Raw genomic sequence first — 25260 nt, forward strand, 5'->3', positions numbered from 1 at the left:
CCCCCGGAGACACCCCCGGCCGAAGACCGAGCAAGGGCCCGTACTCACCTCACAACCCTGGTGAGCACGGGCCCGTTCGCCATCCCCCGACCTGTCCGTGGGTCGGGAGCCGCGCCGGGCTCAGCCCCAGGTACGGCCGGCCGGTTCCTTGACGGTGCGGTTGAGCCGGTTGAAGAAGTTGGTCAGCGCGATCTCCAGGTTGATCGCGCCGATCTCCGCCTCGGTGAAATGGGCGTTGACCTCTTCCCAGATCGCGTCGGTGACGCCCTCCGCACCGTCCTGCAGCCGGGTGGCGCCCTCGGCCAGCGCCAGCGCCGCGCGCTCCGCGTCCGTGCAGAACGGCGCCTCCCGCCACGCAGCTCCTTGACCGGGGTCACGTTCCGGGGCTGTTGCCGGGCCCGGTGCACGGCGACCGCCGTGGCGAGGCCCCGGCCGACCCGGGACCCACCTCATAGCGGAAGCCGATCGGAAGCGCATCGGAAGCCGAGAAATCTGGTTCCGGAAGCGCTGCCCCTGGTCGGATCGGGCGATGCACAAGGCACATCGGCCCACTCGGGGCGCGTGCCGTATCCGCTCAGCCGGATACCGGCGGCAATGAGGTGACAGATGAGTAGTACACGAGTACCGCACGGCGCCCGGGGTTCCTACCCCGCACCGGGGCTAGCACTCGCCCCCGGCCACGTACGCAACCAGGCCCTGACCGTCATCGCGATCCCGTTCGTCCTCATAGTCGTGCTGGCCGTCGTGCTCGCCACGACCGGCCGCGACGACGGGGTGCCCGCCACCGACGGGCTCTACGGCAGCGGGGCCCTGCCGGACTGGGTGGACGGAACGGATGACGACGGGACCGACCCGGAGGGCCTGGGCGGCCTGGGCGGCCCGACCGGCGAGGACACGTCGCCCTGGGGCGACGGGACGACCGATGAACCGACCGACGAACCGACCGACGAACCGACCGACGGGACCTACGACGGAACGACGGACGAGCCCCTCGACGACACCACCGACGACACGGCCACCGGCGGCGCGACCGACGATCCCGCCGACTCCCCGTTCCCGGACGGGGACGGGAGCGGGCCGGAGGCGACGGTGACGGCGTACTTCGAGGCCATCAACGACCGCGACTTCCGGACCGCCTGGGAGCTGGGCGGCAAGAACCTCGACCCGGACTACGACCACTTCGTCGCCGGCTTCGAGACGACCGAACGGGACGAGGTCACCGTGACCGGAACGACGGGCGACGAGGTGTCGCTCACGGTCGTGGCCTGGGAGACCGACGGCACCCGGACGACGTACGAGGGCACCTACACGGTGACCGACGGCGTCATCACCTCGGCGGACATGCGGGAAGGGAACTGAGCAGCCATGACCACCCACGCCGCCCCGCCGCCCCCGGACGCGACGAGCAACGCCACGCGCCTGCTGTGCGCGGGCACCTACCTCGACCCCGTCTACCGCAAGGCCGTGATCCGGGAGCTGCTGACCCACCGGTACCGGGTGGTGGCCCCCTCCTACGGCTACGACGCCGCCCCCGTGCTGGCGCACGCCCTCGCCGCCCACAACCTGCGCCGCAACCAGCTGATCGCCCTCTGGACGGGCACCGCCGTCATCACTCTGCTGCTCGCGGCGGGCCTGCTCACCGGCGTCTCGGCGGCCCTGCTCGTCTTCTGGCTCGCCTGGGCCACGATGTTCCTCCGCCGGCTCGCCGTCCTCCAGACCCTCGCCGAGCACCTCGCGCCGCCGGCGGACGACCGTACGGGATTCGACGGCGGCTACCCGATGACCTCGCACCTGACGCCGGAACTGGTCGGCAAGATCGACCGGGAGCAGGCCTCCGGCACGGTGTACTACGGCGGCTACAAGCCGTTCGTCGGCGCCGGCCACTCGATCCGCCGGTGGGCCAACGCGGAGCTGCTCCTCGGCGCCCCGGTGTCGCGCGACGGCGTGCTCGGCCAGGGCCTGCTCAACGGGCACGTCCCCGCCCAGCACGGACCCGCGGACGGCGCGGGCGACGACCACGGACCGGCGGAGCGCAAACCGATCATCCCCTTCACCGTCGGGGACATCACCGGCCGCGTCTGCGAGCAGATGCTCGCGGAACTGCGGGACAGACCCGCCCCCAGTGACCGGATCCAGCTGCTCTCCGTCGACCGGCGCCGGTTCGCCAAGGCCGTCCGGACGACCGAGGGCGACGACTCCGTCGACGCGCTCCCCGACACGCCCGGCCCCGGCCACACCGGCGAACACTGGCGGGAGGACTACGACGCCGGCCGCGAGTACCTGTGCGTCCGGATCGGAGCGTGGCAACAGGAGCTGGTGACCTCGGTGTTCATCGGCTTCGACATCAAGGGCAGCACCCTGCACACCGAGTTCTACACCTACGTGCTCGGTCCCGTGCCGGAGAGCTTCCACCTCGCCGACCGGCTGCCCGCCACGATCGACGGCAGGCTCATGTGGCGCATCGCCTGGGACGTGACCCGCAGCGCGCCCGGCGAACTCCTGCGGCTGATCACCAACCCGTTGCGCGAGCGGCTGCCCAGCCGCTCCGGCTCCGACACCGTCCGCACGCTGGTGCGCCAGCCGGCGGACACCAGCGAGTTCCGGCTCGGCCGCTACGCGCTGACCGTCGTGGACTGCGGCGCGCTCACCAGCGTCCGCGAACTGGCGCCCAACAGCGACTTCCACCACTTCTTCCAGGAAACGGACTCGATCAAGTACATCCAGATCATCGAGCGTCATCTGCTGCAGATCGTCGGCGACTTCCTGCGCGACCACGACGTCGACACCCGTGAGCACGAGGCCAACCAGACCAACATCCTCCAGCAGAACTTCGGCGCCCACAGCACCAACAACTTCGGCGGCAACCAGAGCGTCGGCAACACCGGCACCACCCAGACCTTCGGCAACAACTCCGGCATCACCAGGGAGGCACGACCGGCATGAGCGGCCAGCGGTTCCACGGCAACAGCTTCGGCCAGGGCGGCAACAACAACTTCGGGGGCAACCAGAGCGTCGGCAACAGCGGCACGACCCAGACCTTCGGCGACAACTCCCCGGTGCACTCCGGGCCGTCCGGCCCGACGGGACCATCCGGAGCATCCGGACCGGCTGGGCTGCCGCACGCCGGCGGGTGGCGGGCCGACCCGGCCGCGCTGCCGAGCGACGCGGACCGGGCCCGGAGCGTCTTCGTCGTCCACGGCCGCGACGACCAGGTACGGCGCGAGATGTACGAGCTGCTGCGCCGGCTCGATCTGCGCCCCAAGGAGTGGGAGGACCTGGTCAGAGCGACCGGCCACGCCTCGCCCTTCCTCGGTGACGTGGTCGCCGGCGCTCCGGCGCAGGCCCAGGCGGCGCTCGTCCTGCTCACGCCGGACGACGTCGTCACCCTCCACCCGGAGCTGCGGGGGCACAACGAGCCCGACCACGAGACCCGGCCCGTGTGCCAGCCGCGCCCCAACGTCCTGATCGAGCTGGGCATGGTGCTGATGGCGTACCCCGAGCGCACGCTGATCGTCGAGGTCGGCGGCCTGCGGCCGATCGCCGACATCGCCGGACGCAACGTCATCCGCTTCGACGGCTCCGAAACGGCGCTCGGCAAGGTCGTGGAGCGGCTGAAGCTGGCGGGCTGCACGGTCAACGACACCGGGTCCGACTGGCGCCACACCTACCCGTTCCAGCACCTGTCCGCCTACCACCGCCGGCCGTAGCCCGGCGGATCCGGCGCCGATCGGGGGACCGGCGCAACCGGCCTCCCGGAGCGCGTCCCGCCACCGCGGCACGCGTCTCCGGGGGGCCGGCGCCCCGCCGAGGGGCGCGCTGCCCCGCCCGAGGACCCGCTGCCCCGCCCAGGGGCCCGCTGCCCCACCCAGAGGTCCGCTGTCCCACTCAGAGCCCCCGCTGCCCCACCCAAGGGCTCGCTGCCCCACTCAGAGCCCCCGCTGCCCCACCCAAGGGCTCGCTGCCCCACTCAGAGTCCCCGCTGCCCCGCCCAAGGGCTCGCTGCCCCACTCAGAGTCCCCGCTGCCCCGCCCAAGGGCTCGCTGTCCCACTCAGGCCCCCGTTGCCCCACCAGCGACCCGACGCCGCGGACAGGCCCCGCTCCTACGCCGCACCGCCGGAATCCGCCGCCGCCAGCACCCCCAGGAACGCCGCGACCTCCGCCAGATCGACCCGTTCCAGCTCGGCGGGCCGGAGCACGACCCGCAGCTCGCGGCAGATCACCCGTTCCCGGGAGTGGGTGATGAAGGAGAGCAGGATCAGGCGCAGCAGGCTCTCCTCGTCGAGCCCGTGCAGCCGGGACAGCCCCGAGCCGATCAGCGGCACGGCCACGCGGTCCAGCTGCCCGTGCCGGTAGACGGCGTCCCACACGCGGCTGAGGCTGAGCCACAGTTCCTCCGTGCTGGACCGCGCCACGCAGTCGTTGCCGAGCCGGCTGTAGGCGACCCCGAAGACCAGCCGCGGCCGGCTGCCGAGCACCGCCACCGTGCCGACCGGGTAACGGCCGAGCTTGCCGTAGGGCTTGTCCTCCCGGGACTCCCGGGCGACCGGCACGGCCGCGCGCAGGGCCGCGTCCAGCTCGTCGTCCAGCCGCCGCGCGTCACCGTCGTACCGGCGCTCCAGCAGCTGCCCCTGCACGCTGGCGCCGCTGATGACGACGCCGTCGCGGACGTCGGTGTCGAACGTGTCGCAGAAGCCGACGACAAGGTGGGCGGACTCGTCGAAGAGGTCGCCGGGTCCGACCGTCACCGCCATCCGCGGCCGCCGGAACTCCTGGCGCACGGCCACCGTCGGCCGGCTGCGCAGCACCCCCCAGGCCAGGCACAGCAGCGCCGACGCCGCCGTCACCGGAGCCGGGGCGGGGATGGCCGCGGGCCACACCTGCCCGACGAACTGGACGACCGCCGACACCCCGCCGAAGGCCGCCATCACACTGCCGGCGAACACCCGCCGGGTCCGCGCCCCGCCGAACAGCCCGCGCCGGCCGCCCCGGCCCCGCCGCCCCCCGGGGCTCAGCCGGCCGCTCCGCCGCGACGGACGTACGACCGGACCGGCCCCACGCGAACCGACCGAATCCACAACTCCCCCAAACGGACGATTGATACGCTGCCGAAACCTCCCCCGCCACCGCTCGGCGGGAGAGAGTGAAGCGAGTGGAGACCACTTGTATGGCGCGCATCCGTGTGAGCGTCCTGGGACCGGCAGGACTCGAAGTCGACGGCGTGCCCGTCCGGTTGACCCCGCTGACCACACGGCTGCTGGTCCGCCTGGTGGCGGCGGAGGGCGAGCCCGTACCGGTACGGCGGCTGCACCGGGACGTGTGGGCGGTCGCCGGTGAACGTCCGCACCGGACCGGGCGTCACCGCAACGACGTGCAGAAGCGCGTCCTCGAACTGCGCCGCGCCCTCGATCCCGCCCAGAACGGTGACGGCGCCCGGGTGCTGCGCACCGAGCAGTTGCTGGCCACCCCGGCGCCCGAGACCGCGTACCGGCTGGTGCTCGCGCCCGACGAGCTGGACTGCTCGGAGTTCACCGACCTGGTCCACTCCGGGCTGCTCGCGCCCCCCGCGGCGGCCGCCGACCGGCTCGCGGCGGCACTCGACCTCGTCCGCGGCCGCCCGCTGGCCGAAGCGGGCGACGAGGAGTTCGCGCTGCCGTTGATCCGCCGGCTCACCGCGCTGCGCGAGACGGCCCGCCGCCAGCTGATCCGCAGCCGCATGGACCTGGGCCGGCACGACCTCGCCCTGCCGGTCGCCGAACGGATGGCCATGGAGCGGCCGGACGACCGCGACGTCGCCGAGCTGCTCGGTTCCCTGCGGGCCCGGCTGCGGGAGCGGCACGGGCAGGAACTGCTGCGGCAGCCGTTCCCCGGCGCCGGGGACCTCGTGGTGGTGCGCGGCGACCTGTTCGACCAGGAGGACGCCAATCTGGTCGTCGGGTTCACCGACACCTTCGACACCGCCACCGAACGGGACCTGGTGATCAGCCGGGAGAGCGTGCAGGGGCAGCTGGTGGAGCGGCTGTTCGGCGGCGAGCGCAAACTGCTGGACGACCGGCTCCAGGCCGGGCTGAAGGCGTTCACCCCGCTGCGCACGGAACGGCCCCAGGACAAGCCCCGCGGCCGGCGCGTCCGTTACCCGCTCGGCACCACCGTCTCCCTGCCGGTGGACGGCCGCCGGGTCTTCGCCGTGGCCTACTCCCGGCTCGGCAACGACCTCGTCGCCCGCTCCGCGCCGGCCGAACTCCGGGCGGGCCTGGACGCCCTCTGGCCGGCCGTCGCCCGGTACGGCATGTACAAGCCGGTCGCGATCCCGCTGATCGGCTCCGGACTGGCCCGGGTCGTGGAACTCGACCGCACCCAGCTGCTGCTCATGATCGTGGAGAGCTTCACCGCCCACTGCCGCCGGGAGCCGGCGACCGCGCCGGAGCTGCGCATCGTGATCCGGCCGGCGGACCTGGAACGGACCGACCTGTCCGCACTCGGCACGTTCCTGCGCACCTCGCGGCACGACGACCCCGGCGTAGGCACCGCGAGCGGCACCGGCGGTGGCGCCGGTGCCGCTGCCGTCGGCACCGGCGGCGCTGGCCGCGGCGACGGAGGCGCGCAGGGCCGCTGGTGACGTCGTCATGCCCCCAGGGCATCAGCGGCCTCGCTTCCGGTGCCAGCGGCACTCCGCTGCCGAACCGCTTCCGGACCGCTTCCGGTTCCCGGTCACGGACCCGGTGGGACGCCACCGGAACCCGTCTCACGTACGCCCGTCACCCTCACGCACGCCCGTCACCGTCCCGTACGCCCGTACCCTCACGCCCGCCCGCCCGTCACCGCCCCCTACGCCCGTCACCCCCACGCACGCCCGCCCGTCACGCACGCCCGTCGTCCCCGACCTCCGCGCCCCCTCCGCCCACCGTGAACCCGACCACCGACCCGCCCCCGTCCCGCCGGAACGCGAACGTCGCTCCCCCGTGCGCGAGCGCCACCTCCCGCACGATGGACAGGCCGAGGCCGGAACCCGGCCGTGAACGGGCGCCGGCGGTGCGGAAGAAGCGGTCGAAGATGCGGGTCAGGTCGTCCGCGGCGATGCCCGGACCGCGGTCGCGGACCTCGACGCGGATCGGGCCCTCCAGGGCGGGTCCGGCGACGGCGACCTCGATGGGTCCGGTGCCGCCCGGGTCGAACTTCGCGGCGTTCTCGACCAGGTTGGACAGCGCACGGGTCAGCATGGCGGGCCGGCCCTCCGTCACCGTCTCACCGCGTACGCTCACGCCGATCTCCCGCCCGGTGCGGCGCCGGGCCAGGCTCGCCACGTCGCGCGCGACCCGCGCCAGGTCGACCCGCTGCGGGGGCTCCCCGGCGGACTGCCCGGCCGCCAGCTCGACCAGTTCGTTGACCAGGTCGGTCAGCTCGCGGGCCTCCTGGCCCAGGTCCGCGACCAGTTCCTCGCGGGCGCCGGACGGCAGCTCGTCGATCCGCCGCAGCAGCGAGATGTTGGTCCGCAGCGAGGTGAGCGGCGTCCGCAGCTCGTGCCCCGCGTCCTGGACCAGGCGCCGCTGGTCCTCCTCCGACTGGGCGAGGCGGACCAGCATCAGGTCGATGGCGCGGCCGAGGCGGCCCACCTCGTCGGGCCCGGTGACCGGCACCTGGACGCCCAGCCGACGGGTGCGGGCCACGTCCTCGGCGGCGGAGGTCAGGAGCACCAGCCGCCGGGTCATGCGCCGCGCCAGCCACCAGCCGAACAGCCCGGCGGCCGTCACCACCGCGGCCATCAGCAGCAGCGTCCGCCGCTGCAGCGCCCGCAGCAGGTCCTCGGTGTCGCTGAACTCCTGCGCCACCTGCACCGCGCCCCGGCCACCGCCCAGCGACACGGTCGCGACCCGGAAGACGTCGCGCCCGACCCCGACGTCCTCGTGCTGGACCGTCCGCCCGGCCACGGCGGCGTGCGCGGTCCGCCGGTCGGCGTCGGTGACCGGCAGCGGCGGACCGGCCGGGTCGGACACCTTGCCGTCCGGCCCGAGCACCTGCACGTCCGTACGGGCCGGGCGCACGATGTCGTGGCCGGGCGCGGAGGAGGTGAAGTCGTCGGGCGACAGCCGCTGCCGGCGCACCTCGGCCCGCAGGTCCTGCACGACCTGTGCGAAGACCGATTCCTGGTCCACCCGCACCAGCCGGGCCGCGCCGCTGTACGACAGCACGCCGACGAGGACCGTGACCACGGCGGTGACCGTGGCGAACGACACCGCGAACGTCGTCCGCAGCGACAGCAGCCGGGGCCGGCGCCCGAGCGGGGAGGGGCCCACTCAGTCCTCCCGCAGCACGTAACCCACGCCGCGCACGGTCTGGATCAGCTGCGGCGCGCCCGGCTGGTCGAGCTTGCGGCGCAGGTAGCCGACGTAGACGGCGAGGTTCTTGGAGCCGGGGCCGAAGTCGTAGCCCCAGATACGGTCGTAGATGGTGGAGTGGTCGAGCACGATGCCGACGTTGCGGACCAGCAGCTCCAGCAGCTCGAACTCGGTGCGGGTCAGCTCCAGCTCGCGCCCGCCCCGCCAGGCACGGCGGGCCCGCGGGTCCATGCGCAGTCCGGCCGCCTCCAGGCAGCGGGCGGCGTCCGGCTCCTCCGGCACGTCGGCGGGGGTGGAGGCGGAGGCGTCATCCGGGGGGCCCGCCTCCTCACGGCCGGTGCGGCGCAGCAGGGCGCGCAGGCGGGCGAAGACCTCCTCGACGTCGAAGGGCTTCACGACATAGTCGTCGGCGCCCGCGTCCAGGCCCGCGATGCGGTCGGCGGTCTCCACCAGCGCCGTCAGCATCAGGATCGGCGTGGGGTCGCCCTCGGCGCGCAGGGTCCGGCAGACCTGGAGGCCGTCGATGCCCGGCATCATCACGTCCAGCACGAGCACGTCCGGCCGGCCGCTGTGGGCCCGCGCCAGCGCCTCGGTGCCGTCGGCGACCGCGGTGACCCGGTAGCCCTCCAGGGTGAGGGCGCGCTCCAGGGCGTGCCGGATCGCGCGGTCGTCTTCGGCGAGCAGAACAGTCCGGGGCACGCGTCCAGTCTGCCAAGGCCAGGGGCCCGGCGACCGGGCGGCCGGGCTTCTTACCGAGATCTCACCCTGTGGGCCGCAGCGCGGCGAGCCGCTCTTCGAAGGGCACGACCTCGAAGGCGTCGTCCGCCGGCTTCCCGGCCGGTTCCGGGGCCGCCGACAGCCCGGACAGTCCGCCCGACAACCCGGCCATCAGCCCCGCCAGCTCCCCCGCCGCCCGTTCGATCCGCCCGTCCAGCCCCTCGGCGCCCCAGTCCTCCGAGGCGGCGTAGACGCCGGTCGGGACGACGACGGCCTTGAGGTAGGCGAAGAGCGGACGCAGGGCGTGGTCCAGGACCAGCGAGTGCCGGGCCGTACCGCCGGTCGCGGCGATCAGCACGGGCTTCCCGGCGAGGGCGTCCTCGTCGGTGACGCTCAGCGCGTCGAAGAACGACTTGAACAGCCCGCTGTACGAGGCCGAGAAGACCGGCGTGACGACGATCAGGCCGTCGGCCGCCGCCACCGCGTCGAAGGCGGCGGACAGGTTCCGCCCCGGGAACCCGTTGGTGAAGGTGTGCGCGATCTCCACGGCGAGGTCGCGCAGCTCGACCACCTGGACGTCGGTGCCGGCCCGGCCGGCCGTGGCGGCGGCCAGCCGGTCGGCGAGCAGCCGGGTGGAGGACGGGACGCTCAGTCCCGCGGAGACGACGACGAGCTTCATGCCCGTACTCCTTCCTCGGCCGTGTCCCTGCGGGTGGCCAGCAGGGACGCGTGGGTCGGCGCGTCCGGCACGTTCGCCGGGCGGTCCTTGGCGAACTCCTCGCGCAGCACCGGCACGACCTCCTCGCCGAGCAGGTCGAGCTGCTCGAGGACGGTCTTCAGGGGCAGCCCGGCGTGGTCCATCAGGAACAGCTGGCGCTGGTAGTCACCGGCGTAGTCGCGGAAGGCGAGCGTCTTCTCGATCACCTGCTGCGGCGAGCCGACGGTGAGCGGGGTCTGCTCGGTGAAGTCCTCCAGCGACGGCCCGTGCCCGTAGACGGGGGCGACATCGAAGTACGGGCGGAACTCGCGCACCGCGTCCTGGCTGTTCCTCCGCATGAACACCTGCCCGCCGAGGCCGACGATCGCCTGCTCGGGGGTGCCGTGCCCGTAGTGGGCGTAGCGGGCCCGGTACAGCTCGACCATGCGCTTGGTGTGGTCGGCGGGCCAGAAGATGTTGTTGTGGAAGAAGCCGTCGCCGTAGTACGCGGCCTGCTCGGCGATCTCCGGCGACCGGATGGAGCCGTGCCAGACGAACGGCGCGACGCCGTCCAGCGGCCGGGGCGTGGACGTGAAGCCCTGGAGCGGCGTACGGAACTTGCCCTCCCAGTTCACGACGTCCTCGCGCCACAGGCGGTGCAGCAGGGCGTAGTTCTCGACGGCGAGGTTGATGCCCTCGCGGATGTCCTTGCCGAACCACGGATAGACCGGCCCGGTGTTGCCGCGCCCCATCATCAGGTCCACCCGGCCGTCGGCCAGGTGCTGGAGCATCGCGAAGTCCTCGGCGATCTTCACCGGGTCGTTGGTGGTGATGAGGGTGGTGGAGGTGGAGAGGACCAGCCGCTCGGTGCGGGCCGCGATGTAGCCGAGCATCGTGGTCGGCGACGAGGGCACGAACGGCGGGTTGTGGTGCTCGCCGGTCGCGAAGACGTCGAGCCCGACCTCCTCGGCCTTCAGCGCGATGGCGACCATGGCCTTGATGCGCTCACGCTCGGTCGGCGTACGGCCCGTGATGGGGTCCGGCGTGACGTCGCCGACGGTGAAGATGCCGAACTGCATGGTCGCTCAACCTCCGAGTTGTTGACGGTTCAACTATACCGTCGAACGAACGGCCCGCAGTCGTTATTCCGCTCACCCGACCCCGCCACCCGCCCCGGCGCTGCGGGCCCCCTCGCCCGGCCCCGAGGCCGCCCAGCACCCCCACCCGCCCCCACCACCCGCCCGCCCCCTCAGGGCACCAGCACCAGCCGCCCCCGCAGCCCGCCCTCCGCGAGCCGGGTGTGCGCCTTGACCGCCTCGTCCAGGGCATACGTGCCGGCCACCCGCAGCGTCAGCGCGCCCTCGTCCACGAGGCCGGCCAGCTCCGCCAGACGGGCACCGTCGGCCCGCACCTCGACGCTCCCGACCCGCACCCCGCGCACCGCGGCCGGCGCCGCCCCCGGGATCACCCCGACGTAGGCCCCGCCGTCCCGCGCCCACTCCAGCGCGGAGTCACCGAGCACGGCGGCGTCCAGCACCGCGTCCACGCGTCCGGCCGCGCCCGCCCCGTCCGTACCGGTCACCAGGTGTTCGGCGCCCAGGGACCGCGCGAGTTCCCCGTCCTCCTCCCGGGCCAGCGCCGTCACCTCGACGCCCCGCCGCGCGGCGAGCTGCACGGCGTACCCGCCGACCGCCCCGGCGGCCCCCGTCACCAGCAGCGTCCGGCCCGGCGTGAGATCCAGCAGATCCAGAGCCTGCGCCGCGGTCGTCGCGTTCAGCGGCAGGGTCGCGGCGAGCACCGCGTCGGCCGTCGTCGGAGCCGTGGCCACGGCGTCCGCGTCCACCACGACGTACTCGGCATGCGTGCCCAGCGGCTTCACCATTCCGTGGTGCAGGGCCACGACCTCGTCCCCGACGCGCCGCCCGCCCCCCTCGCCCACCGCGTCCACGGTCCCGGCGACGTCCCAGCCCAGCCCGAGCCGCTCCCCCGCACCGCCGAAGAACCCCTGGCGCACACCCGCGTCCACCGGGTTCAGGGTCGCCGCCGCCACCTTGATCCGCACCTGCCGGGGCCCCGGCACCGGCACCTCCGTCTCCGCGACCCGCACGACCTCGGGCCCACCGAACCCCGTCACCACCACAGCACGCATGACCGACATGACCACTCCCTCGACATCTCCGGGGCCCGGTGCCTCCGGGCCTCGATGTGGACAACCCTAGGAAGAGTTACTATCCATCAGGAAGTAGTTACCTGAGAGTGCGTACGACACCGGGGAGTGAGCCATGGCGACCAAGACGGCGGCCCAGCGCCGCGAGCAGGCCCGTTCCGAGTACGACGCGTTCATCAGGCACTGCCCGACCAACCAGCTCCTGGACCGCATCAGCGACAAGTGGGTCAGTCTCGTCGTCGCCGCGCTCGCCGCAGGCCCCATGCGCTACAGCGACCTCGGGCGCAGGATCGCCGGCGTCAGCCCCAAGATGCTCACGCAGACCCTGCGCTCACTGGAACGCGACGGCCTCCTCACCCGCACCGTCACCCCGTCCGTACCGGTCCGCGTCGACTACGAACTCACCCCGCTGGGCCACAGTTTGAGCCTGCTGCTGGTCGCCGTGAAGGACTGGGCGGAGTCCCACTTCGACGAGGTCCACCAAGCCCGGGAGCGCTACGACGCCGACAGCTGAGGCCCCGGGCGGTCCGGCCCGGCCCTGTACGGGGCCGGGCGGTCCGCCGTGCGAAGCTGCCCGCATGCTCGTGCTCCGCTCCGCCGCCCTCTTCGTCGTCGCCGCCCTCTTCGAGATCGGCGGCGCCTGGCTGGTCTGGCAGGGCGTACGCGAACAGCGCGGCTGGCTGTGGGCCACCGGCGGCGTCCTCGCCCTCGGCGCGTACGGCTTCGTCGCCACCTTCCAGCCCGACGCCCACTTCGGCCGCATCCTCGCCGCGTACGGCGGGATCTTCGTGGCCGGCTCGATCCTGTGGGGCATGGTCGCCGACGGCTACCGCCCCGACCGCTGGGACGTGACCGGCGCGCTGATCTGCCTGGCCGGGATGGCCGTGATCATGTGGGCACCGCGCGACGGCGGCTGACTACGCTGGGCGGCGACCGGTAACACCGACCAAGGAGCAGCCCATGGCCCCCGCAGCCGCCCCGTCCGCCGCCTCCCGCATCGCCGTCGTCACCGGTGCGAGCAGCGGCATCGGCGCCGCCACGGCCCGGCAGCTCGCCGCGGCCGGCTACCGCGTCGTCCTCACCGCCCGCCGCAAGGACCGTGTCGAGGCGCTGGCGGAGGAGATCCAGGCGGCCGGCCACAAGGCGACGGCGTACCCCCTGGACGTCACCGACCGCGCGGCCGTCGACGAGTTCGCCTCGGCCTTCAAGACCGTCGGCGTCCTCGTCAACAACGCGGGCGGCGCGCTCGGCGCCGACCCGGTGGCCACCGGCGACCCGGACGACTGGCGCCGCATGTACGAGACGAACGTCATCGGCACCCTCAACCTCACCCAGGCCCTGCTCCCCAAGCTGGAGGCGAGCGGCGACGGCACGGTCGTCGTCGTCTCCTCGACCGCGGGCTTCGCCACCTACGAGGGCGGCGCGGGCTACGTCGCCGCCAAGCACGGCGAGCACGTCCTCGCCGAGACCCTCCGGCTGGAGATCGTCGGCCGCCCGGTCCGCGTCATCGAGATCGCGCCCGGCATGGTGAAGACCGACGAGTTCGCCCTGACCCGCTTCGGCGGCGACCAGGACAGGGCCGCCAAGGTCTACCAGGGCGTGGCCGACCCCCTGTCCGCCGACGACGTCGCCGACACCATCACGTGGGCGGTCACCCGCCCCGCCCACGTCAACATCGACCTCCTGGTCGTCCGCCCCCGCGCCCAGGCGTCGAACACGAAGGTGCACCGGGAAGGCTGACGCCGGACGGCGTCCCGGGCGTCAGCCCTTCACGCAGACGACCTGCTTGAGCTTCGCCACCACCTCCACGAGGTCGCGCTGCTGGTCGATGACCTGGTCGATCGACTTGTAGGCGGCCGGGATCTCGTCCACGACGCCCGAGTCCTTGCGGCACTCCACGCCCCGCGTCTGCTCCTCCAGGTCCTTCGTGGAGAAGCGGCGCTTGGCGGCGTTCCGGCTCATCCGCCGGCCGGCGCCGTGGGAGGCGGAGTTGAAGGACTTGGCGTTCCCGAGGCCCTTGACGATGTACGAACCCGTGCCCATGGAACCGGGGATGATCCCGTAGTCACCGGAACCCGCGCGGATCGCGCCCTTGCGGGTCACCAGCAGGTTTATACCGTCGTACCGCTCCTCGGCGACGTAGTTGTGGTGGGCGCTGATCTCCGGCTCGAAGACCGGCCTGGCCTTCTTGAACTCCTTGCGGACCACGTCCTTCAGGAGCGCCATCATGATCGTGCGGTTGTACTTCGCGTACTCCTGCGCCCAGAACAGGTCGTTGCGGTACGCGGCCATCTGCGGGGTGTCCGCGACGAACACCGCGAGGTCGCGGTCGATCAGGCCCTGGTTGTGCGGGAGCTTCTGAGCCACGCCGATATGGTGCTCGGCCAGTTCCTTGCCGATGTTGCGGGAACCGGAGTGCAGCATCAGCCAGACGGAACCGGTCGTATCCGTGCAGACTTCCACAAAGTGGTTGCCGGATCCGAGCGTCCCCATCTGCTTCCCAGCCCGCTCCCGCCGGAACCGAACCGCCTCCGCCACCCCGTCGAACCGCCCCCAGAAGTCGTCCCACCCGGCCGTCGCCAGCCCGTGGAAGCGCCCCGGCTCGACGGGGCTGTCGTGCATCCCCCGCCCCACCGGAATCGCCTGCTCGATCCTCGAGCGCAGCCGCGACAGGTCGCCCGGCAGGTCGTTCGCCGTCAGGGACGTTCTCACCGCCGACATCCCGCAGCCGATGTCGACGCCCACCGCCGCCGGGCACACGGCACCCCGCATCGCGATCACGGATCCGACCGTCGCGCCCTTGCCGTAGTGCACGTCCGGCATGACGGCCAGGCCCTTGATCCACGGCAGGGTCGCCACGTTGCGCAGCTGCTGGAGCGCGCCCTCCTCCACCGTCGCGGGGTCCGCCCACATCCGGATCGGCACCTTCGCGCCCGGCATCTCCACGTACGACATATCGTCCTCATTCCCCCGGAAACAAACAGAAGTCTCAAAGCGCAAAACCGGCGCCAAGGGCAGTCAAAGGGACAACCGACCGGCGGTCACGGCAGCGCGTGCGATACACATTGTCTGCAGGCGGCGCCCCCGTGCGGCAAGCGAATAACCAGCGGGGACACTGGAGTACCGACCACAGCCACACCGGCGAGAGGAGCCGCACCGTGCAGCGGAAGGCCTACGTACCCGGCGTCGCCGCCGTCCTGGCGGCGTTGCTGGCCGGCTGCACCGGCTCGGGCGACGGCGCCACGCCGGACGACTCCAACCCGGGCCGGCCCGGCGTCGCGACCGAGGCCGCCGAGCCCGGCAAGTACCGCACCCTCCCGGAGCCGTGCGGCGCGGTCGGCGACAAGGCGCTCGGCTCGCTGCTGCCCGGCCTCGAGGAGATCACGGACGAGGAGCAGCGGGAGAAGGCGTACGCGGGCGAGGCGACGCTCGCGTACGACACCGACCGCAAGGTCGGCTGCCGTTGGAAGGTGGATTCCGCGGACGCCACCAACCATCTCTTCGTCGACTTCGAGCGGGTGGTGTCGTACGACAGCTCCGAGGGCGACGACGCCGAGGCCGAGCGTCTGTTCGGGGAGCAGGTGGAGGCGGCCGACCTGCCCGAACCGGTGGCCTCGGAGTCGGGTTCGCCGTCCGCGCCCGGTTCCACGCCGGGATCCGGATCGCCGTCCGGCACCGCGTCGCCCGGCACGCCCTCCGCCCCGGCGTCCGGCTCCGCCTCGTCCACCGCCCCCTCGTCGAGCGCGTCCGCCGGTGCCACGCCCATCGACCTCCAGCCCCGGCTCCTCGACGATCTGGGGGACGAGGCGTTCGTGGACGACGAGCTGAGCAGCTCCGGTTCGACGGCGAAGCGGCGCACGGTGACTGTGGCGTTCCGCACGTCGAACGTCTTGGTGACCATCGAGTACGCGGAGCAGTCGGCGATGCTCGGAGTCGTGCCGGACAGCGAGGAAATGCAGGACATGGCACGGAAACTCGCTTCCCAGCTGGCGGATTCGCTGAGCGGTTGAGCCCGGCCCGGGCTCCCTCGCGTCCGCGCGCGATGCACCTGAAGCAGGGTCGGGTGGTTTTCCCACCGCGTACGGTGGCCCCTCGGACCCGTTCCGACCGCAGGAATCACGAGTGCCATGAGTGAAGGAACCATGCAGCGACGAGCCCAGCGTGACCAGCGAAACCTGGGGGTACCTCCCACGCCGTCCAGGCAGTGGGGGAGAGCGAAGCGACTCCGCCGTGCCTTTGTCGGCGCGGCCGCCGTCCCCGTGATGCTGGTGGCGGCCGGCTGCTCCTCGGACTCCGGCTCCGGGGACGGCAAGGACAAGGCCGCGGACAAGACGACGGCGTCCAAGTCGGCGAAGCCCTCCCCGACGGTCCAGGCCGCGGCGTACGGGAAGCTTCCGGAGCCGTGTTCGGTGCTGTCGAAGAAGACGCTGGAAGACTTGGCGCCGAAGGCCGGTTCCGGCAAGGAGGGCGCGTCCAACGACACGGCGACGCGAGCCAGTTGCTCCTGGGACAGCCTGGACGACAACGGTGTGAAGGGCTCCCAGTTCCGCTGGCTGAGCGTGTCGATGCTGCGCTTCGAGTCGGACGCGTCGCGCGGCGAGGGCGACAAGCTGGCACGCGACTACTACACGAAGCAGCTGCGGGACGCCCAGTCCGCGCAGGGCGCGAAGAGCGTGAAGACCGCGCCGGTGAGCGGCACGGGCGACGAGGCGTCGGCCGTGCGCTACGACCTGAAGAAGAAGGAAGGCACCTTCAAGCAGCAGACGGTCGTGGCGCGCGTCGAGAACGTCGTCGTCACCGTCGACTACAACGGCGCGGGCCTGGCCGGCGACAAGACACCGGACGCCGACGACATGGCCAAGGACGCCCAGAAGGCGGCCAAGGAGGCGGTGGCCGCGGTGACGAAGGCCAACACCGCCGACACCGACGGCGGCAGGTCGAGCACCTCGCCGTCGGCGTCCAACTCGTCGTCGAAGTCGCCCTCCGAGCCGAAGCCGTCGTCGAAGCCGAAGTCGTCGTCGAAGCCGAGCTGACAGGTCGTATCGGCCCACCGGTCACCCGTCCCCCGCACACATGTGCCACTCTGTTGCGCGCAACAACAGGCACTGGGAGGGGAGTACGGGTGGCCGCGCCACTACAGCTGACCCGGACGCATCGCGTTCTCATCGGCATGGTCGTCTTCGGTGCCGTCATCATCGCCGGGATCGGCTTCGCGGGTTCCTACGCGGCGGTGCGGGAACTGGCCCTGCAGAAGGGCTTCGGGAACTTCAGCTACGTCTTCCCGATCGGCATCGACGCGGGCATCTGCGTGCTGCTGGCCCTGGACCTGCTGCTGACCTGGATCCGCATCCCGTTCCCGCTGCTGCGGCAGACGGCCTGGCTGCTGACGGCGGCGACGATCGCGTTCAACGGCGCGGCGGCGTGGCCGGACCCGCTGGGTGTGGGCATGCACGGGGTGATCCCCATCCTGTTCGTGGTGTCCGTCGAGGCCGCCCGGCACGCGATCGGGCGGATCGCCGACATCACCGCCGACAAGCACATGGAGGGCGTCCGCCTCACCCGCTGGCTGCTCTCGCCGGGGCCGACCTTCCTGCTGTGGCGCCGCATGAAGCTGTGGGAGCTGCGCTCCTACGAGCAGGTGATCAAGCTGGAGCAGGAGCGTCTGGTCTACCAGGCCCGGCTGCGCTCGCGGTTCGGGCGCGGCTGGCGCCGAAAGGCCCCCGTCGAGTCCCTGATGCCGCTGCGCCTGGCCCGCTACGGCGTGCCCCTTTCGCAGACCGCCCCGGCGGGCCTCGCGGCGGCGGGCATCGAGCCGGCGCTGCTGCCGCCGGCGCCGCAGGCCGACGCGCTCCCGGACGGACGGGCGGCCCACGGGACGGCGCCCTCCCTGCGCAAGGCGGAGCCCGCCGATGAGCAGCGCCCCGAGCTGGCCGGCGGCCAGCAGACGGCGCCCGAGCCCGCGCGGGAGGATCCCGCGGTGGACCGGCACCCCGCGGCGGACCAGAACCCCACGGCGGACCAGAACCCGTGGCTGCACGCCCGGGACCCGCAGTCCGTCGAGTACCACGGCGACTACGACCCCGCGTACGACCCGGACCAGTACGCCCAGTGGGAGGCGGAGCAGCGGCATGCCGAGCAGTACCGGCAGCAGTTCGAGGAAGAGCCCCCCGTGCGGGAGCCCTCCCCGGAGGACACCGGCGGCTTCCCCATACCGGTCGGCCCCCACCGCACCCGCGAGCTGGGGGAAGGCGGTGGCACGCCTGAGCCCCAGGGCCCGGACGAGGACGCCTACTACCAGGTGTTCAAGCAGTCCATCAACGGCAGCTACCCGACGCCCCGCGAGTTCGGCGACAACGTGGAGGCGACGTTCGGCACGCCGCTCGCCGATCCGGAGGCCAAGCGGCTGGTGAGCCGCTTCACCAACCGCCACAGCGCGGAGCTGGAGGACGAGCACATCGCCTGACCGGCGGTGCGGACGACGGCAAGGGGCGCCCGGCGGGTTCACCGGGCGCCCCTTCACGGTGCCGTGGTACTAGCGCGCCGCGTAGCCGAAGGCGGTGCCGGTCGGCGGGAGTCCGCCCTGTCCCGGCTGGTACACGGTGACCGGCGCGGTGGGCTCACCGAGGGTCACGTTGGACATCGGCAGAGCGTGGAGGGCGCCGGTGCCGCTCGGGCCGTACGGCATGCCGACGTACAGCCGGGTGCCGGTGAAGTGGATGCTGGAACCGAGCCGCTGGTCGGCTCCGGGGGCCCCGGGGATGCCGTCGCCGTCGCCCGACTCCACCCACTTGTCGTTGGCGCCGGGCGAGCCCAGCAGCGAGAACACGTGCACGGCGCCGGCCTTCGGCACCGATCCGAGTGCCTCGTCGGGGATACCGACGGCCAGCTTCATGGTCGCCTCGGTGCTGACCGCCCGCGGTGCGGTGTTCACGGCCGTCAGGGTGGAGCCGAAGTGGTCGCCGGCCTCGGAGGTGCCGGACACGTCGTCGTCGCCGGTGCCCGAGGAGAGGCCGTTGAGCTGGGTGTAGGTGCCGGAGGCGGTGACGCGGAAGGTGAGGACGGCGCCCGTCTCGGCCTTGCTGACGCCATCCACGTTCAGGGCCTCACCCGGTGTGCCGACCGCGAGGATCGACTCGTCGGCCCTCGCCGAACCCGAGGGCCGGTAGGGGGCCAGGGCCAGGGCCGCGCCGAAGCGGTCTCCGGCCTCGGCGCCGCCGGAGACCGTGTCCAGGTCCTGGTCGAGGCCGAAGAGCGGGGTGGGCCGCTTCTCGGAGTTCAGCTCGTGGGAGAAGACCACGAGGTTGCCGGCCGTGTTGTCCCCGTTGATGCTCTCGTCGGGGGCGCCGATCGCGATGTGGTTGGCGTCGGCCGCGACGGAGGCGCCGAAGCCGTCGTTCGCCTGAACGGCACCCGGCACGTTCAGCTTGTCCTGGTGGACGGAGACGTTGGTGCCGCGGCTCACGTAGAACGCCTCGCCCGCCTTGGCGGCGCCACTGAGGCCCTCACCGGGTGTGCCGATCACCAGGAAGGGATCACCGGCGGCGGAGGTGCCGGCGGCGAGGGCCGCGCCCATCAGGTCACCGGTCTCGGGGGTCGAGGCGGAGAGGGAACCGTTGCCGGTGGCCTGCTGGAAGTTGGTGTCCTTGGTCGCTCCCGTGCCCAGGCCGCCGGGGGCGCCGTGCAGGAGGTCCACCATTCCGGCGTCGACGGCGCTGCCGAGGTTCTCGCGGGGGGTGCCGACCAGCAGGTCGGTGCAGCCGTCCTGGTCGTAGTCGACGGTGGCGATGGCCTCACCGAACTGGTCGTTGGCCTCCGAGCCGCCGCCCACCCAGCCGAGGTCCTGGGAGATCCCGGCGGTGCCCTTGCCCCCGCCGTACACGATCCGGACCAGGCCCGCCTTGGCGTCACCGCCGACGGTGGCCTGCGGGTCGGCGACGGCGATGTCCTCGGCGCCGTCGCAGTTGAAGTCGGTGATGCGGTTGGCACCGGTCTTGGAGCGCACCCAGGAGGCCAGGTCGTCGACGCGGGCGACGACTCCGCCGGTGCGGGTCTCGGTCTCGTCGATGCCGAAGCAGCCGCCCTGGTACGAGCGGCTGGCCAGGGCGACCAGCTGGTGTGTACCGCCGGTGCGGACCAACGGGCCGCCGGTGTCCCCCATGCACGCGGCGGCGCCGTCCTTGCCGGTGACCACCGCGGTGGTGGCGGTGTCGGCGGTGTCCACGGAGAAGGCACCGGTGTGCAGGTCGAGCGGTGCCCAGTCGGTCCCGGTGCGGCCGTACCCGGCGAGTTTCAGTTCCTCGCCCGCCACGGGCGCGGTCGTCGCCAGGGAGACCGGGGCCACGTTGGTGACGGGTCGGTTCAGCCGGGCCAGGACCACGTCACGGTCGGTGCGCGGCACGAGTTCGACGACTTCGCGGACCGCGCCCGTGGTGCTCGTCAGCTCCGCGCGGCCGATGGTCGCCGTGGTCTTCAGGGCGGGCTTGCCCGCGGGCACCGCGAGACTCTCCGCGGGGTTCTCGGCGAAGCAACTGGCCGCGGTGAGCAGCCACTCGGCATCGACCAGAACGCCGGAGCAGCCACGGTCGTGGCCGCCCACGATCAGTTGTGCGGCGTACGCGTGAGTGGTGTCGCCCGCCGGGGTGGCGGGGCCGGTCACCGCGGCCGCGGGCGTCACCGACAGCGCGAGTGACCCGGCCGCCAGGGACGCGCCGAGCGCGACGAGGTGAGAGCGTCTGATGGAGTGCATCAAGGTCGTGTCCTCTGTTCCTGATACGTGTCGGCTACTTGACGGCGCGGATCTCGACGAGCAGGTACTCGCGGCCCTGCTCGTCCACGCTCTCGCCGACGCCGGTCCAGGTGTTCTTCTCCAGGTCGAAGGACTTCTCCTCGTCACCCACGGTCATGTCGACCTGGGTGTCGTAGTCGTTGCCCTTCATGGAATGGACCGCAGGCATCTCCAGGGTCAGCCGGCCGGAGTCCCCCACGACCTTGAAGCACACCACCTTGCCGGAGTTCCGCCGTGCCAGCACCTCGATGAAGCCCGTGCCGCTGGCGCAGTCCACCAGCGTGATGTGCCCGTCACCTCGCTTGAGCAGGATGCCCTGCTCGGCCAGGATCCGGTCCGCGTCGGGGTAGTTGAAGTCCTCGACCGCGTAGCCGGGTGTCTCGTCGGCGACCGGTGAGGCGGCACCGGTCCGGGAGGGAGCGGCGTCGGTGAGCGCGCCCGACAGGGCCGCCCACGCCAAGGCGCCGGCGGCCGTCGCGGCGGCCAGGGTGCGCACGAGGAATCTCTTCCCCTGCTTTTTCTTCGTGAATTCCGAAGATTCGGTACGGGCCTTCATCGCGCTCCTAGAGTCGTCCGTCCCGTCCCCCCGCCGAAACATTGCATAAGAGCGGGGACGGCAATCCGATGACACGTCAGGCCGGATAGCGCCCTCGACGACGAAACCGCCGGACGAGGGTTTCCACTTCGCCGTAACGCGCAAAGGAGAGACGGCTCGCACATATCTCTGTGAAAGCCGCTCGTGCCCCATGCAATCCCGGCTCTTCACCGCCTGTCCACATCGCCAACCATCCGAAAGTGGACGTAACTTCGGCACACTGTTGTGACTCCCGTCACCTCACCGGAAGGTTGTGATGGTAATTATGGGGAGTCTGTGAAGATCCACAGCCCGAGTTTCACATGGTTCGAATACATCCGCCCGAGGGGGCCGCACGGCGTTTACGGAGAAGTCGGATATCGCCTCGACTGGAGGCTTAAAAGTGGCACCAAGAGCGTCCTGCAACCCTCATCTCCGTTCCGGTAATTGACGACCACTAAGAAATATGAATGGCTAGGAGATCGCGTCACGACTGATTTCGTCGAGTGCCGCACGGCACTTACCTGGAGGACGACATTCCTATGGATACAGTGTTCTGGAGCCGGCGACGGCTGCTCGGCACCCTCGGCGCCGTCACGGCCGTCGCCGCCACCCCCGGAGTGCTGCTGGCCCCGCCGGCCCGCGCGGCGACGGCCACGGCCACGGCGACCGACGAACCGCCCAGGCCGTTCGAACTGCCGGACACCGAGCGGGCGGAGGTGGTCAGGGCATGGCTCACCGGCGGCAAGGCGACCAAGGCCGCCGCCGCGGAGGCGCTGTACGGCACGGACACCGATATCCGAACGTTCGTCACCACGACCCTTCCGAAGGTCGTGGCGGAGGACAACCGCGTCGCGGTCTCCTCCTACCTCGTCAGATCCGGGGTGGGGTTGCGCCGCGAGGCGTCCGCGGCCCTGGACGGTGGGGACAGCGCGGTGTCCGCCTTCCTCGGCGGCGGCTTCAAGCCCGCACTGCTGGAAGACCTCCAGGTGGCCACGTCGACGGTCTCGGCCACCGGGGGCAAGGGGGTCAGGCGCGAGGCGTCCGCGGCCCTGGACGCCGGCACTGAGCAGGCCCTCACGGACTTCCTGACCACCGGCCGGTACGTCGCCCGCGAGGAGGACCAGCGGGTTCAGATCTCCACCATGATGATGGCCGGTGGCCCGGAGGTGCGGAAGTACGCGAACCGGGCGCTCAGCGGCAGCCGTCAGGAGGTCGAGTGGTTCCTGGACACCGGGCAGCACATCGCGCGCGCTCGCGACCAGGAGGCCTCGACGATCGAGGAACTGGTCGCCGTCGTGGAGCGCGAGGGCAAGCACGCCCAGGTGGAGACCGACCTCGCCGTCGAGGCTTCGGAGCGTGCCAAGGCCGCCGCGGAGAAGGCGAAGGACGCGGCCGAGAAGGCCGCGGCGGAGGCCGACGCGGCCAAGGACGACGTGGCGAAGGCCGGTTCGGCGGCCCGCAAGGCGGCGAGCGCCGCCAAGGGTGCCGCGAAGGCCGCCCGTAACGCCATCGGCGCCTCGCAGGCCGCGGTCGCGGCCTCGCGCCGCGCCTCGTTCGCCGCGACCGCCGCGGCTCAGGCCGCCGCCAACGCGGGCAGTGCCGCGGCGCACGCGTACAACGCGGCCATCGCCGCCTCCAAGGACGAGAACAAGGCCGAGGTGGCGAAGAACGCGGCCATCGCGGCACGCAACGGTGCCGCGCGTGCCCGTACGGCGGCCAAGGCCGCCGACTACGCGGCCACAGCGGCCTCGCAGGCGGCCGGAGCCGGTTCCGCCGCCGCGTCCGCCGCCCGCAACGCGGCCGCCGCCGCCAGCGCCTCGGCACGCGCGGCCTCTTCCGCCGGTGTCGCCCAGTCCGAGGCCGCCGAGGCCAAGCGCCAGGCCGCGATCGCGAACAGCGCCGCGAACCGCGCCACCAACGCCGCCTCCACCGCACAGGCCCTGGCCAACAAGGCGGCCTCCGCCGCCCGCGCGGCACGCGATGCCGCCAACTCGGCGGCGGCGCACGCCGACAAGGCCGCCGACGCCGCCGAGGAAGCGGTCAAGTACGCGGGACAGGCCCTCGACTACGCCAACAAGTCCACCGCGCACGCGGGCGAGGCGATCAAGGCCGCCGAGACCGCGACCCAGGCCGTCCTGGACGCCGAGGCCGTGCACCAGGCGGCCCAGGAGGCGGAGTTGGCGCGGCTGGAGGAGGACAGACAGGACGGCCTGGCGGAGGCCGCACTGCTCGCCCGGCTGGAGGCGGAGGAACGGGCGGCGCTGGCCAACCGGCGCACCCAGGACCAGCAGACCGCGCAGGCCCTCAAGGACCGGATCGCGAGCGCCGAGAAGGCGCTGGCGGACGGAGACCTGGGGCTGGCCGCCACGCTGGGCCGCAAGGCGGCCATGGGCGTGGCGGCCTCGACGGGCTCCTGGTCGCGGGAGGCCGCCCAGTTCGCACTGGCCGGCACGGACGCCGACATCCATGCCTGGATCGACACCGACCGGTCCCTCGCCAAGGAGCAGGACGACCGTGAGACGGCCCTGCACATGGCGGAGGTGGGCTCTCCCGACGTCGGAAACGCCGCCCACACGGCGCTGACGAGCCAGACCGACGGCGCCGTGCGGGCCTTCCTGACCGACGGGTTGCTCCAGGCCGTGGCCGACGACCGCCGCGTCACCATCGCCGGCATCCTCGCCGCGGAGCCCGGGTCGGCCGTCAAGGCCGCGGCCAACGCCGCGCTCGACACGAACACGCCACAGGCACTGCAGGACTTCTTCGACCGCACCTACCCCGAGGCGCTGCTGGACGACGACGGGGTCGCCACCTCGTCCCTGCTCAGTTCCGGGGGCATCTACACCAAGGCGTACGCGCAGGTCGCCCTGGAGGGCCCGACGTGGATGCGGCGGAACTTCGTCACCCTCGTGAAGCACAAGTCGGCTCAGCTCGACTACGACTCCGCCACGCACATCGCCGCGATCAGTGGTGCGATAGCGGCGGCCGCGAAGATCGCCTACAGGGCACAGGAGAACGCGGAACGCGCCTCGGAGGCGGCGGCGGAGGCACGCGACGCGGCCGACCAGGCCAGGGACTGGGCGGACAAGGCGATCGCCTCGGCGAAGCGGGCCGACACGTACGCCGCGAAGGCCGACGCGTACGCCGACGACGCGGACCAGTCGGCCCAGGCCGCCCAGGCGTCCGCGAACCGGGCGAAGACCGCGGCGGAGACGGCCCGCAAGGCGGGCCGCTCGGCCAACTACTCGGCGAACCGTGCCATCGACTCGGCGCGCAGCGCCGTGCGCTCCGCCTACAGCGCCCAGGCCTCGGCCAACAGCGCGCGCCAGTCCGCGATCGCCGCGGGCCAGGACGCGAGGACGGCGGCGGCCGCGGCCACCGACGCCCGCCGTATCGTCACGCAGAAGCGCAGGGCGGAGGCAGCGGAGGCAGCCCGCCAGGCCGCCGAGGCGGCCCGGCGGGCCAAGGAGGAGGGGAGGAACCCGGCCGACAGCCCGACGCACGACAAGACCAACTCGGGCGGCAGCGCGGGCGACAAGGACGAGTGGTGGAACGACGCCAAGTTCTACGCCGACGCGTTCAACTGGATCAGCATCGGCTCCGGCTTCCTCGCCGCGGGAGCCGCCTTCATCGCGCCGTGGACCGGTCCGGCCGCACCGTTCGTCGCCGGCGCGGCGGCGGTCCTCGGGTGGGTCTCTGTGGGGTCGGCCGCGCTGAGCACGCTGTTCACCGGCATCGAGTACGGCTTCGACAGCTCCGAGTTCGCGGGCTCCCTGGTCGGAACCGGCCTGGGGCTGCTCACGTTCGGCCAGTCGAAGTGGATCGGGGCCACGCTGGACGGCGTGGTGTCGCCCGTCGCCAAGCGGGCCACGCAGCTCGGCAGCGACATCATCTCGCCCATCACCGGTACGCTGGGTTCCCTTTTCGGGTGATCACGGGATGAGCGCCGATCGCTGATCGCGGCCGGGGTGGGGGCCGTCCTCGTC

The 25260-nt window shown here is 72.5% G+C and carries 20 protein-coding genes and 1 pseudogene; 11 read left to right on the forward strand and 10 right to left on the reverse strand.

Translation table 11 applies throughout. The features are described from left to right. Positions 1 to 120: 120 nt before the first annotated feature. Positions 121 to 357, reverse strand: a pseudogene (locus tag ACIQ6R_RS36115) (carboxymuconolactone decarboxylase family protein); the annotation flags it as partial. A gap of 249 nt (positions 358 to 606) precedes the next feature. Between ACIQ6R_RS36115 and ACIQ6R_RS36120 the strand changes: the two are divergent. From ACIQ6R_RS36120 to ACIQ6R_RS36130, 3 genes are read left to right on the forward strand one after another with little or no spacing between them, the layout of a single operon-like run. Further along, entirely contained in the window at positions 607 to 1359 is a 753-nt protein-coding gene (locus tag ACIQ6R_RS36120) for a hypothetical protein (protein WP_404226183.1), read from the forward strand. 6 nt (positions 1360 to 1365) lie between these two features. Then, entirely contained in the window at positions 1366 to 2943 is a 1578-nt protein-coding gene (locus tag ACIQ6R_RS36125; RefSeq protein ID WP_404226186.1) for a hypothetical protein, read from the forward strand. Next, positions 2940 to 3707: a TIR domain-containing protein gene (locus tag ACIQ6R_RS36130; RefSeq protein ID WP_404226189.1), complete on the forward strand. Its 768-nt coding sequence runs from the start codon at positions 2940 to 2942 to the stop codon at positions 3705 to 3707. Before ACIQ6R_RS36125 ends, ACIQ6R_RS36130 begins: the two co-directional genes overlap by 4 nt. Before the next feature lie 394 nt (positions 3708 to 4101). Here ACIQ6R_RS36130 and ACIQ6R_RS36135 read toward each other — a convergent pair whose 3' ends face one another. Further along, positions 4102 to 4944, reverse strand: coding sequence for a macro domain-containing protein (locus ACIQ6R_RS36135; protein WP_404226191.1), 843 nt, complete (start codon positions 4942 to 4944; stop codon positions 4102 to 4104). Positions 4945 to 5165: 221 nt separating this feature from the next. Between ACIQ6R_RS36135 and ACIQ6R_RS36140 the strand changes: the two genes are divergently transcribed. Next, positions 5166 to 6617, forward strand: a complete 1452-nt coding sequence (locus ACIQ6R_RS36140; protein WP_404226193.1) for a macro domain-containing protein — start codon at positions 5166 to 5168, stop codon at positions 6615 to 6617. A gap of 241 nt (positions 6618 to 6858) precedes the next feature. Here ACIQ6R_RS36140 and ACIQ6R_RS36145 read toward each other — a convergent pair whose 3' ends face one another. From ACIQ6R_RS36145 to ACIQ6R_RS36165, 5 genes are all read right to left on the reverse strand, one after another. After that, entirely contained in the window at positions 6859 to 8292 is a 1434-nt protein-coding gene (locus ACIQ6R_RS36145; protein ID WP_404226195.1) for an ATP-binding protein, read from the reverse strand. Beyond that, positions 8293 to 9033, reverse strand: a complete 741-nt coding sequence (locus tag ACIQ6R_RS36150; protein WP_404226197.1) for a response regulator transcription factor — start codon at positions 9031 to 9033, stop codon at positions 8293 to 8295. It abuts the gene before it with no gap. A gap of 61 nt (positions 9034 to 9094) precedes the next feature. Then, positions 9095 to 9730, reverse strand: a complete 636-nt coding sequence (locus ACIQ6R_RS36155) for a CE1759 family FMN reductase (protein WP_404186741.1) — start codon at positions 9728 to 9730, stop codon at positions 9095 to 9097. Beyond that, positions 9727 to 10827 carry an LLM class flavin-dependent oxidoreductase gene (locus tag ACIQ6R_RS36160; RefSeq protein WP_404226199.1) on the reverse strand — a complete coding sequence of 367 codons (1101 nt, stop codon included), beginning with the start codon at positions 10825 to 10827 and terminating at the stop codon, positions 9727 to 9729. The genes ACIQ6R_RS36155 and ACIQ6R_RS36160 overlap by 4 nt, the downstream gene beginning before the upstream one ends. A 170-nt stretch (positions 10828 to 10997) precedes the next feature. After that, positions 10998 to 11897: an NADP-dependent oxidoreductase gene (locus tag ACIQ6R_RS36165; RefSeq protein WP_404226259.1), complete on the reverse strand. Its 900-nt coding sequence runs from the start codon at positions 11895 to 11897 to the stop codon at positions 10998 to 11000. A 133-nt stretch (positions 11898 to 12030) separates the two neighbouring features. Here ACIQ6R_RS36165 and ACIQ6R_RS36170 point away from each other — a divergent pair, with 133 nt between their 5' ends. From ACIQ6R_RS36170 to ACIQ6R_RS36180, 3 genes are all read left to right on the forward strand, one after another. After that, positions 12031 to 12429 carry a winged helix-turn-helix transcriptional regulator gene (locus tag ACIQ6R_RS36170; RefSeq protein ID WP_404226202.1) on the forward strand — a complete coding sequence of 133 codons (399 nt, stop codon included), beginning with the start codon at positions 12031 to 12033 and terminating at the stop codon, positions 12427 to 12429. Positions 12430 to 12493: 64 nt separating this feature from the next. After that, entirely contained in the window at positions 12494 to 12832 is a 339-nt protein-coding gene (locus ACIQ6R_RS36175) for a YnfA family protein (protein WP_404226205.1), read from the forward strand. Positions 12833 to 12875: 43 nt separating this feature from the next. Then, positions 12876 to 13655, forward strand: a complete 780-nt coding sequence (locus ACIQ6R_RS36180) for an SDR family NAD(P)-dependent oxidoreductase (protein WP_404186738.1) — start codon at positions 12876 to 12878, stop codon at positions 13653 to 13655. A 21-nt stretch (positions 13656 to 13676) separates the two neighbouring features. Here the strand turns inward: ACIQ6R_RS36180 and ACIQ6R_RS36185 are convergent, their stop codons facing one another. Next, a complete protein-coding gene (locus tag ACIQ6R_RS36185; protein WP_404226208.1) occupies positions 13677 to 14870 on the reverse strand; it encodes an RtcB family protein in 1194 nt (397 codons plus the stop codon). Positions 14871 to 15073: 203 nt separating this feature from the next. On the opposite strand from ACIQ6R_RS36185, the gene ACIQ6R_RS36190 reads away from it, so the two are divergent. The 3 genes from ACIQ6R_RS36190 (at position 15074) to ACIQ6R_RS36200 (ending at position 18378) form a co-directional block, all read left to right on the forward strand. Further along, the gene (locus tag ACIQ6R_RS36190; RefSeq protein WP_404186736.1) at positions 15074 to 15925 is read left to right on the forward strand and encodes a DUF3558 domain-containing protein; all 852 of its coding nucleotides are present in this window, start codon (positions 15074 to 15076) and stop codon (positions 15923 to 15925) included. Positions 15926 to 16042: 117 nt separating this feature from the next. Next, complete coding sequence (locus ACIQ6R_RS36195) at positions 16043 to 16948, forward strand: DUF3558 family protein (RefSeq protein ID WP_404226210.1); 906 nt, start codon at positions 16043 to 16045, stop codon at positions 16946 to 16948. An 89-nt stretch (positions 16949 to 17037) separates the two neighbouring features. Next, positions 17038 to 18378: a DUF2637 domain-containing protein gene (locus tag ACIQ6R_RS36200; protein WP_404226213.1), complete on the forward strand. Its 1341-nt coding sequence runs from the start codon at positions 17038 to 17040 to the stop codon at positions 18376 to 18378. 69 nt (positions 18379 to 18447) lie between these two features. Here the strand turns inward: ACIQ6R_RS36200 and ACIQ6R_RS36205 are convergent, their stop codons facing one another. Both ACIQ6R_RS36205 and ACIQ6R_RS36210 read right to left on the reverse strand, forming a co-directional pair. Further along, complete coding sequence (locus ACIQ6R_RS36205) at positions 18448 to 20661, reverse strand: trypsin-like serine protease (RefSeq protein WP_404226214.1); 2214 nt, start codon at positions 20659 to 20661, stop codon at positions 18448 to 18450. Between the two features lie 34 nt (positions 20662 to 20695). Then, positions 20696 to 21196 carry a hypothetical protein gene (locus ACIQ6R_RS36210; protein WP_404226217.1) on the reverse strand — a complete coding sequence of 167 codons (501 nt, stop codon included), beginning with the start codon at positions 21194 to 21196 and terminating at the stop codon, positions 20696 to 20698. A 620-nt stretch (positions 21197 to 21816) separates the two neighbouring features. On the opposite strand from ACIQ6R_RS36210, the gene ACIQ6R_RS36215 reads away from it, so the two are divergent. After that, complete coding sequence (locus ACIQ6R_RS36215; protein ID WP_404226218.1) at positions 21817 to 25206, forward strand: ALF repeat-containing protein; 3390 nt, start codon at positions 21817 to 21819, stop codon at positions 25204 to 25206. Positions 25207 to 25260 lie beyond the last annotated feature (54 nt).

This window comes from Streptomyces sp. NPDC096048 (assembly GCF_044763415.1).
GTDB lineage: Bacteria > Actinomycetota > Actinomycetes > Streptomycetales > Streptomycetaceae > Streptomyces.

What these genes read in the sequence shown, in the direction of transcription:
- ACIQ6R_RS36120 (WP_404226183.1), top strand. Translation starts at nt 607, where the DNA reads ATGAGTAGTACACGAGTACCGCACGGCGCCCGGGGTTCCTACCCCGCA.
- ACIQ6R_RS36125 (WP_404226186.1), top strand. Translation starts at nt 1,366, where the DNA reads ATGACCACCCACGCCGCCCCGCCGCCCCCGGACGCGACGAGCAACGCC.
- ACIQ6R_RS36130 (WP_404226189.1), top strand. Translation starts at nt 2,940, where the DNA reads ATGAGCGGCCAGCGGTTCCACGGCAACAGCTTCGGCCAGGGCGGCAAC.
- ACIQ6R_RS36140 (WP_404226193.1), top strand. Translation starts at nt 5,166, where the DNA reads ATGGCGCGCATCCGTGTGAGCGTCCTGGGACCGGCAGGACTCGAAGTC.
- ACIQ6R_RS36155 (WP_404186741.1), bottom strand. Translation starts at nt 9,730, where the DNA reads ATGAAGCTCGTCGTCGTCTCCGCGGGACTGAGCGTCCCGTCCTCCACC.
- ACIQ6R_RS36160 (WP_404226199.1), bottom strand. Translation starts at nt 10,827, where the DNA reads ATGCAGTTCGGCATCTTCACCGTCGGCGACGTCACGCCGGACCCCATC.
- ACIQ6R_RS36165 (WP_404226259.1), bottom strand. Translation starts at nt 11,897, where the DNA reads ATGCGTGCTGTGGTGGTGACGGGGTTCGGTGGGCCCGAGGTCGTGCGG.
- ACIQ6R_RS36170 (WP_404226202.1), top strand. Translation starts at nt 12,031, where the DNA reads ATGGCGACCAAGACGGCGGCCCAGCGCCGCGAGCAGGCCCGTTCCGAG.
- ACIQ6R_RS36175 (WP_404226205.1), top strand. Translation starts at nt 12,494, where the DNA reads ATGCTCGTGCTCCGCTCCGCCGCCCTCTTCGTCGTCGCCGCCCTCTTC.
- ACIQ6R_RS36180 (WP_404186738.1), top strand. Translation starts at nt 12,876, where the DNA reads ATGGCCCCCGCAGCCGCCCCGTCCGCCGCCTCCCGCATCGCCGTCGTC.
- ACIQ6R_RS36185 (WP_404226208.1), bottom strand. Translation starts at nt 14,870, where the DNA reads ATGTCGTACGTGGAGATGCCGGGCGCGAAGGTGCCGATCCGGATGTGG.
- ACIQ6R_RS36195 (WP_404226210.1), top strand. Translation starts at nt 16,043, where the DNA reads ATGAGTGAAGGAACCATGCAGCGACGAGCCCAGCGTGACCAGCGAAAC.
- ACIQ6R_RS36205 (WP_404226214.1), bottom strand. Translation starts at nt 20,661, where the DNA reads ATGCACTCCATCAGACGCTCTCACCTCGTCGCGCTCGGCGCGTCCCTG.
- ACIQ6R_RS36215 (WP_404226218.1), top strand. Translation starts at nt 21,817, where the DNA reads ATGGATACAGTGTTCTGGAGCCGGCGACGGCTGCTCGGCACCCTCGGC.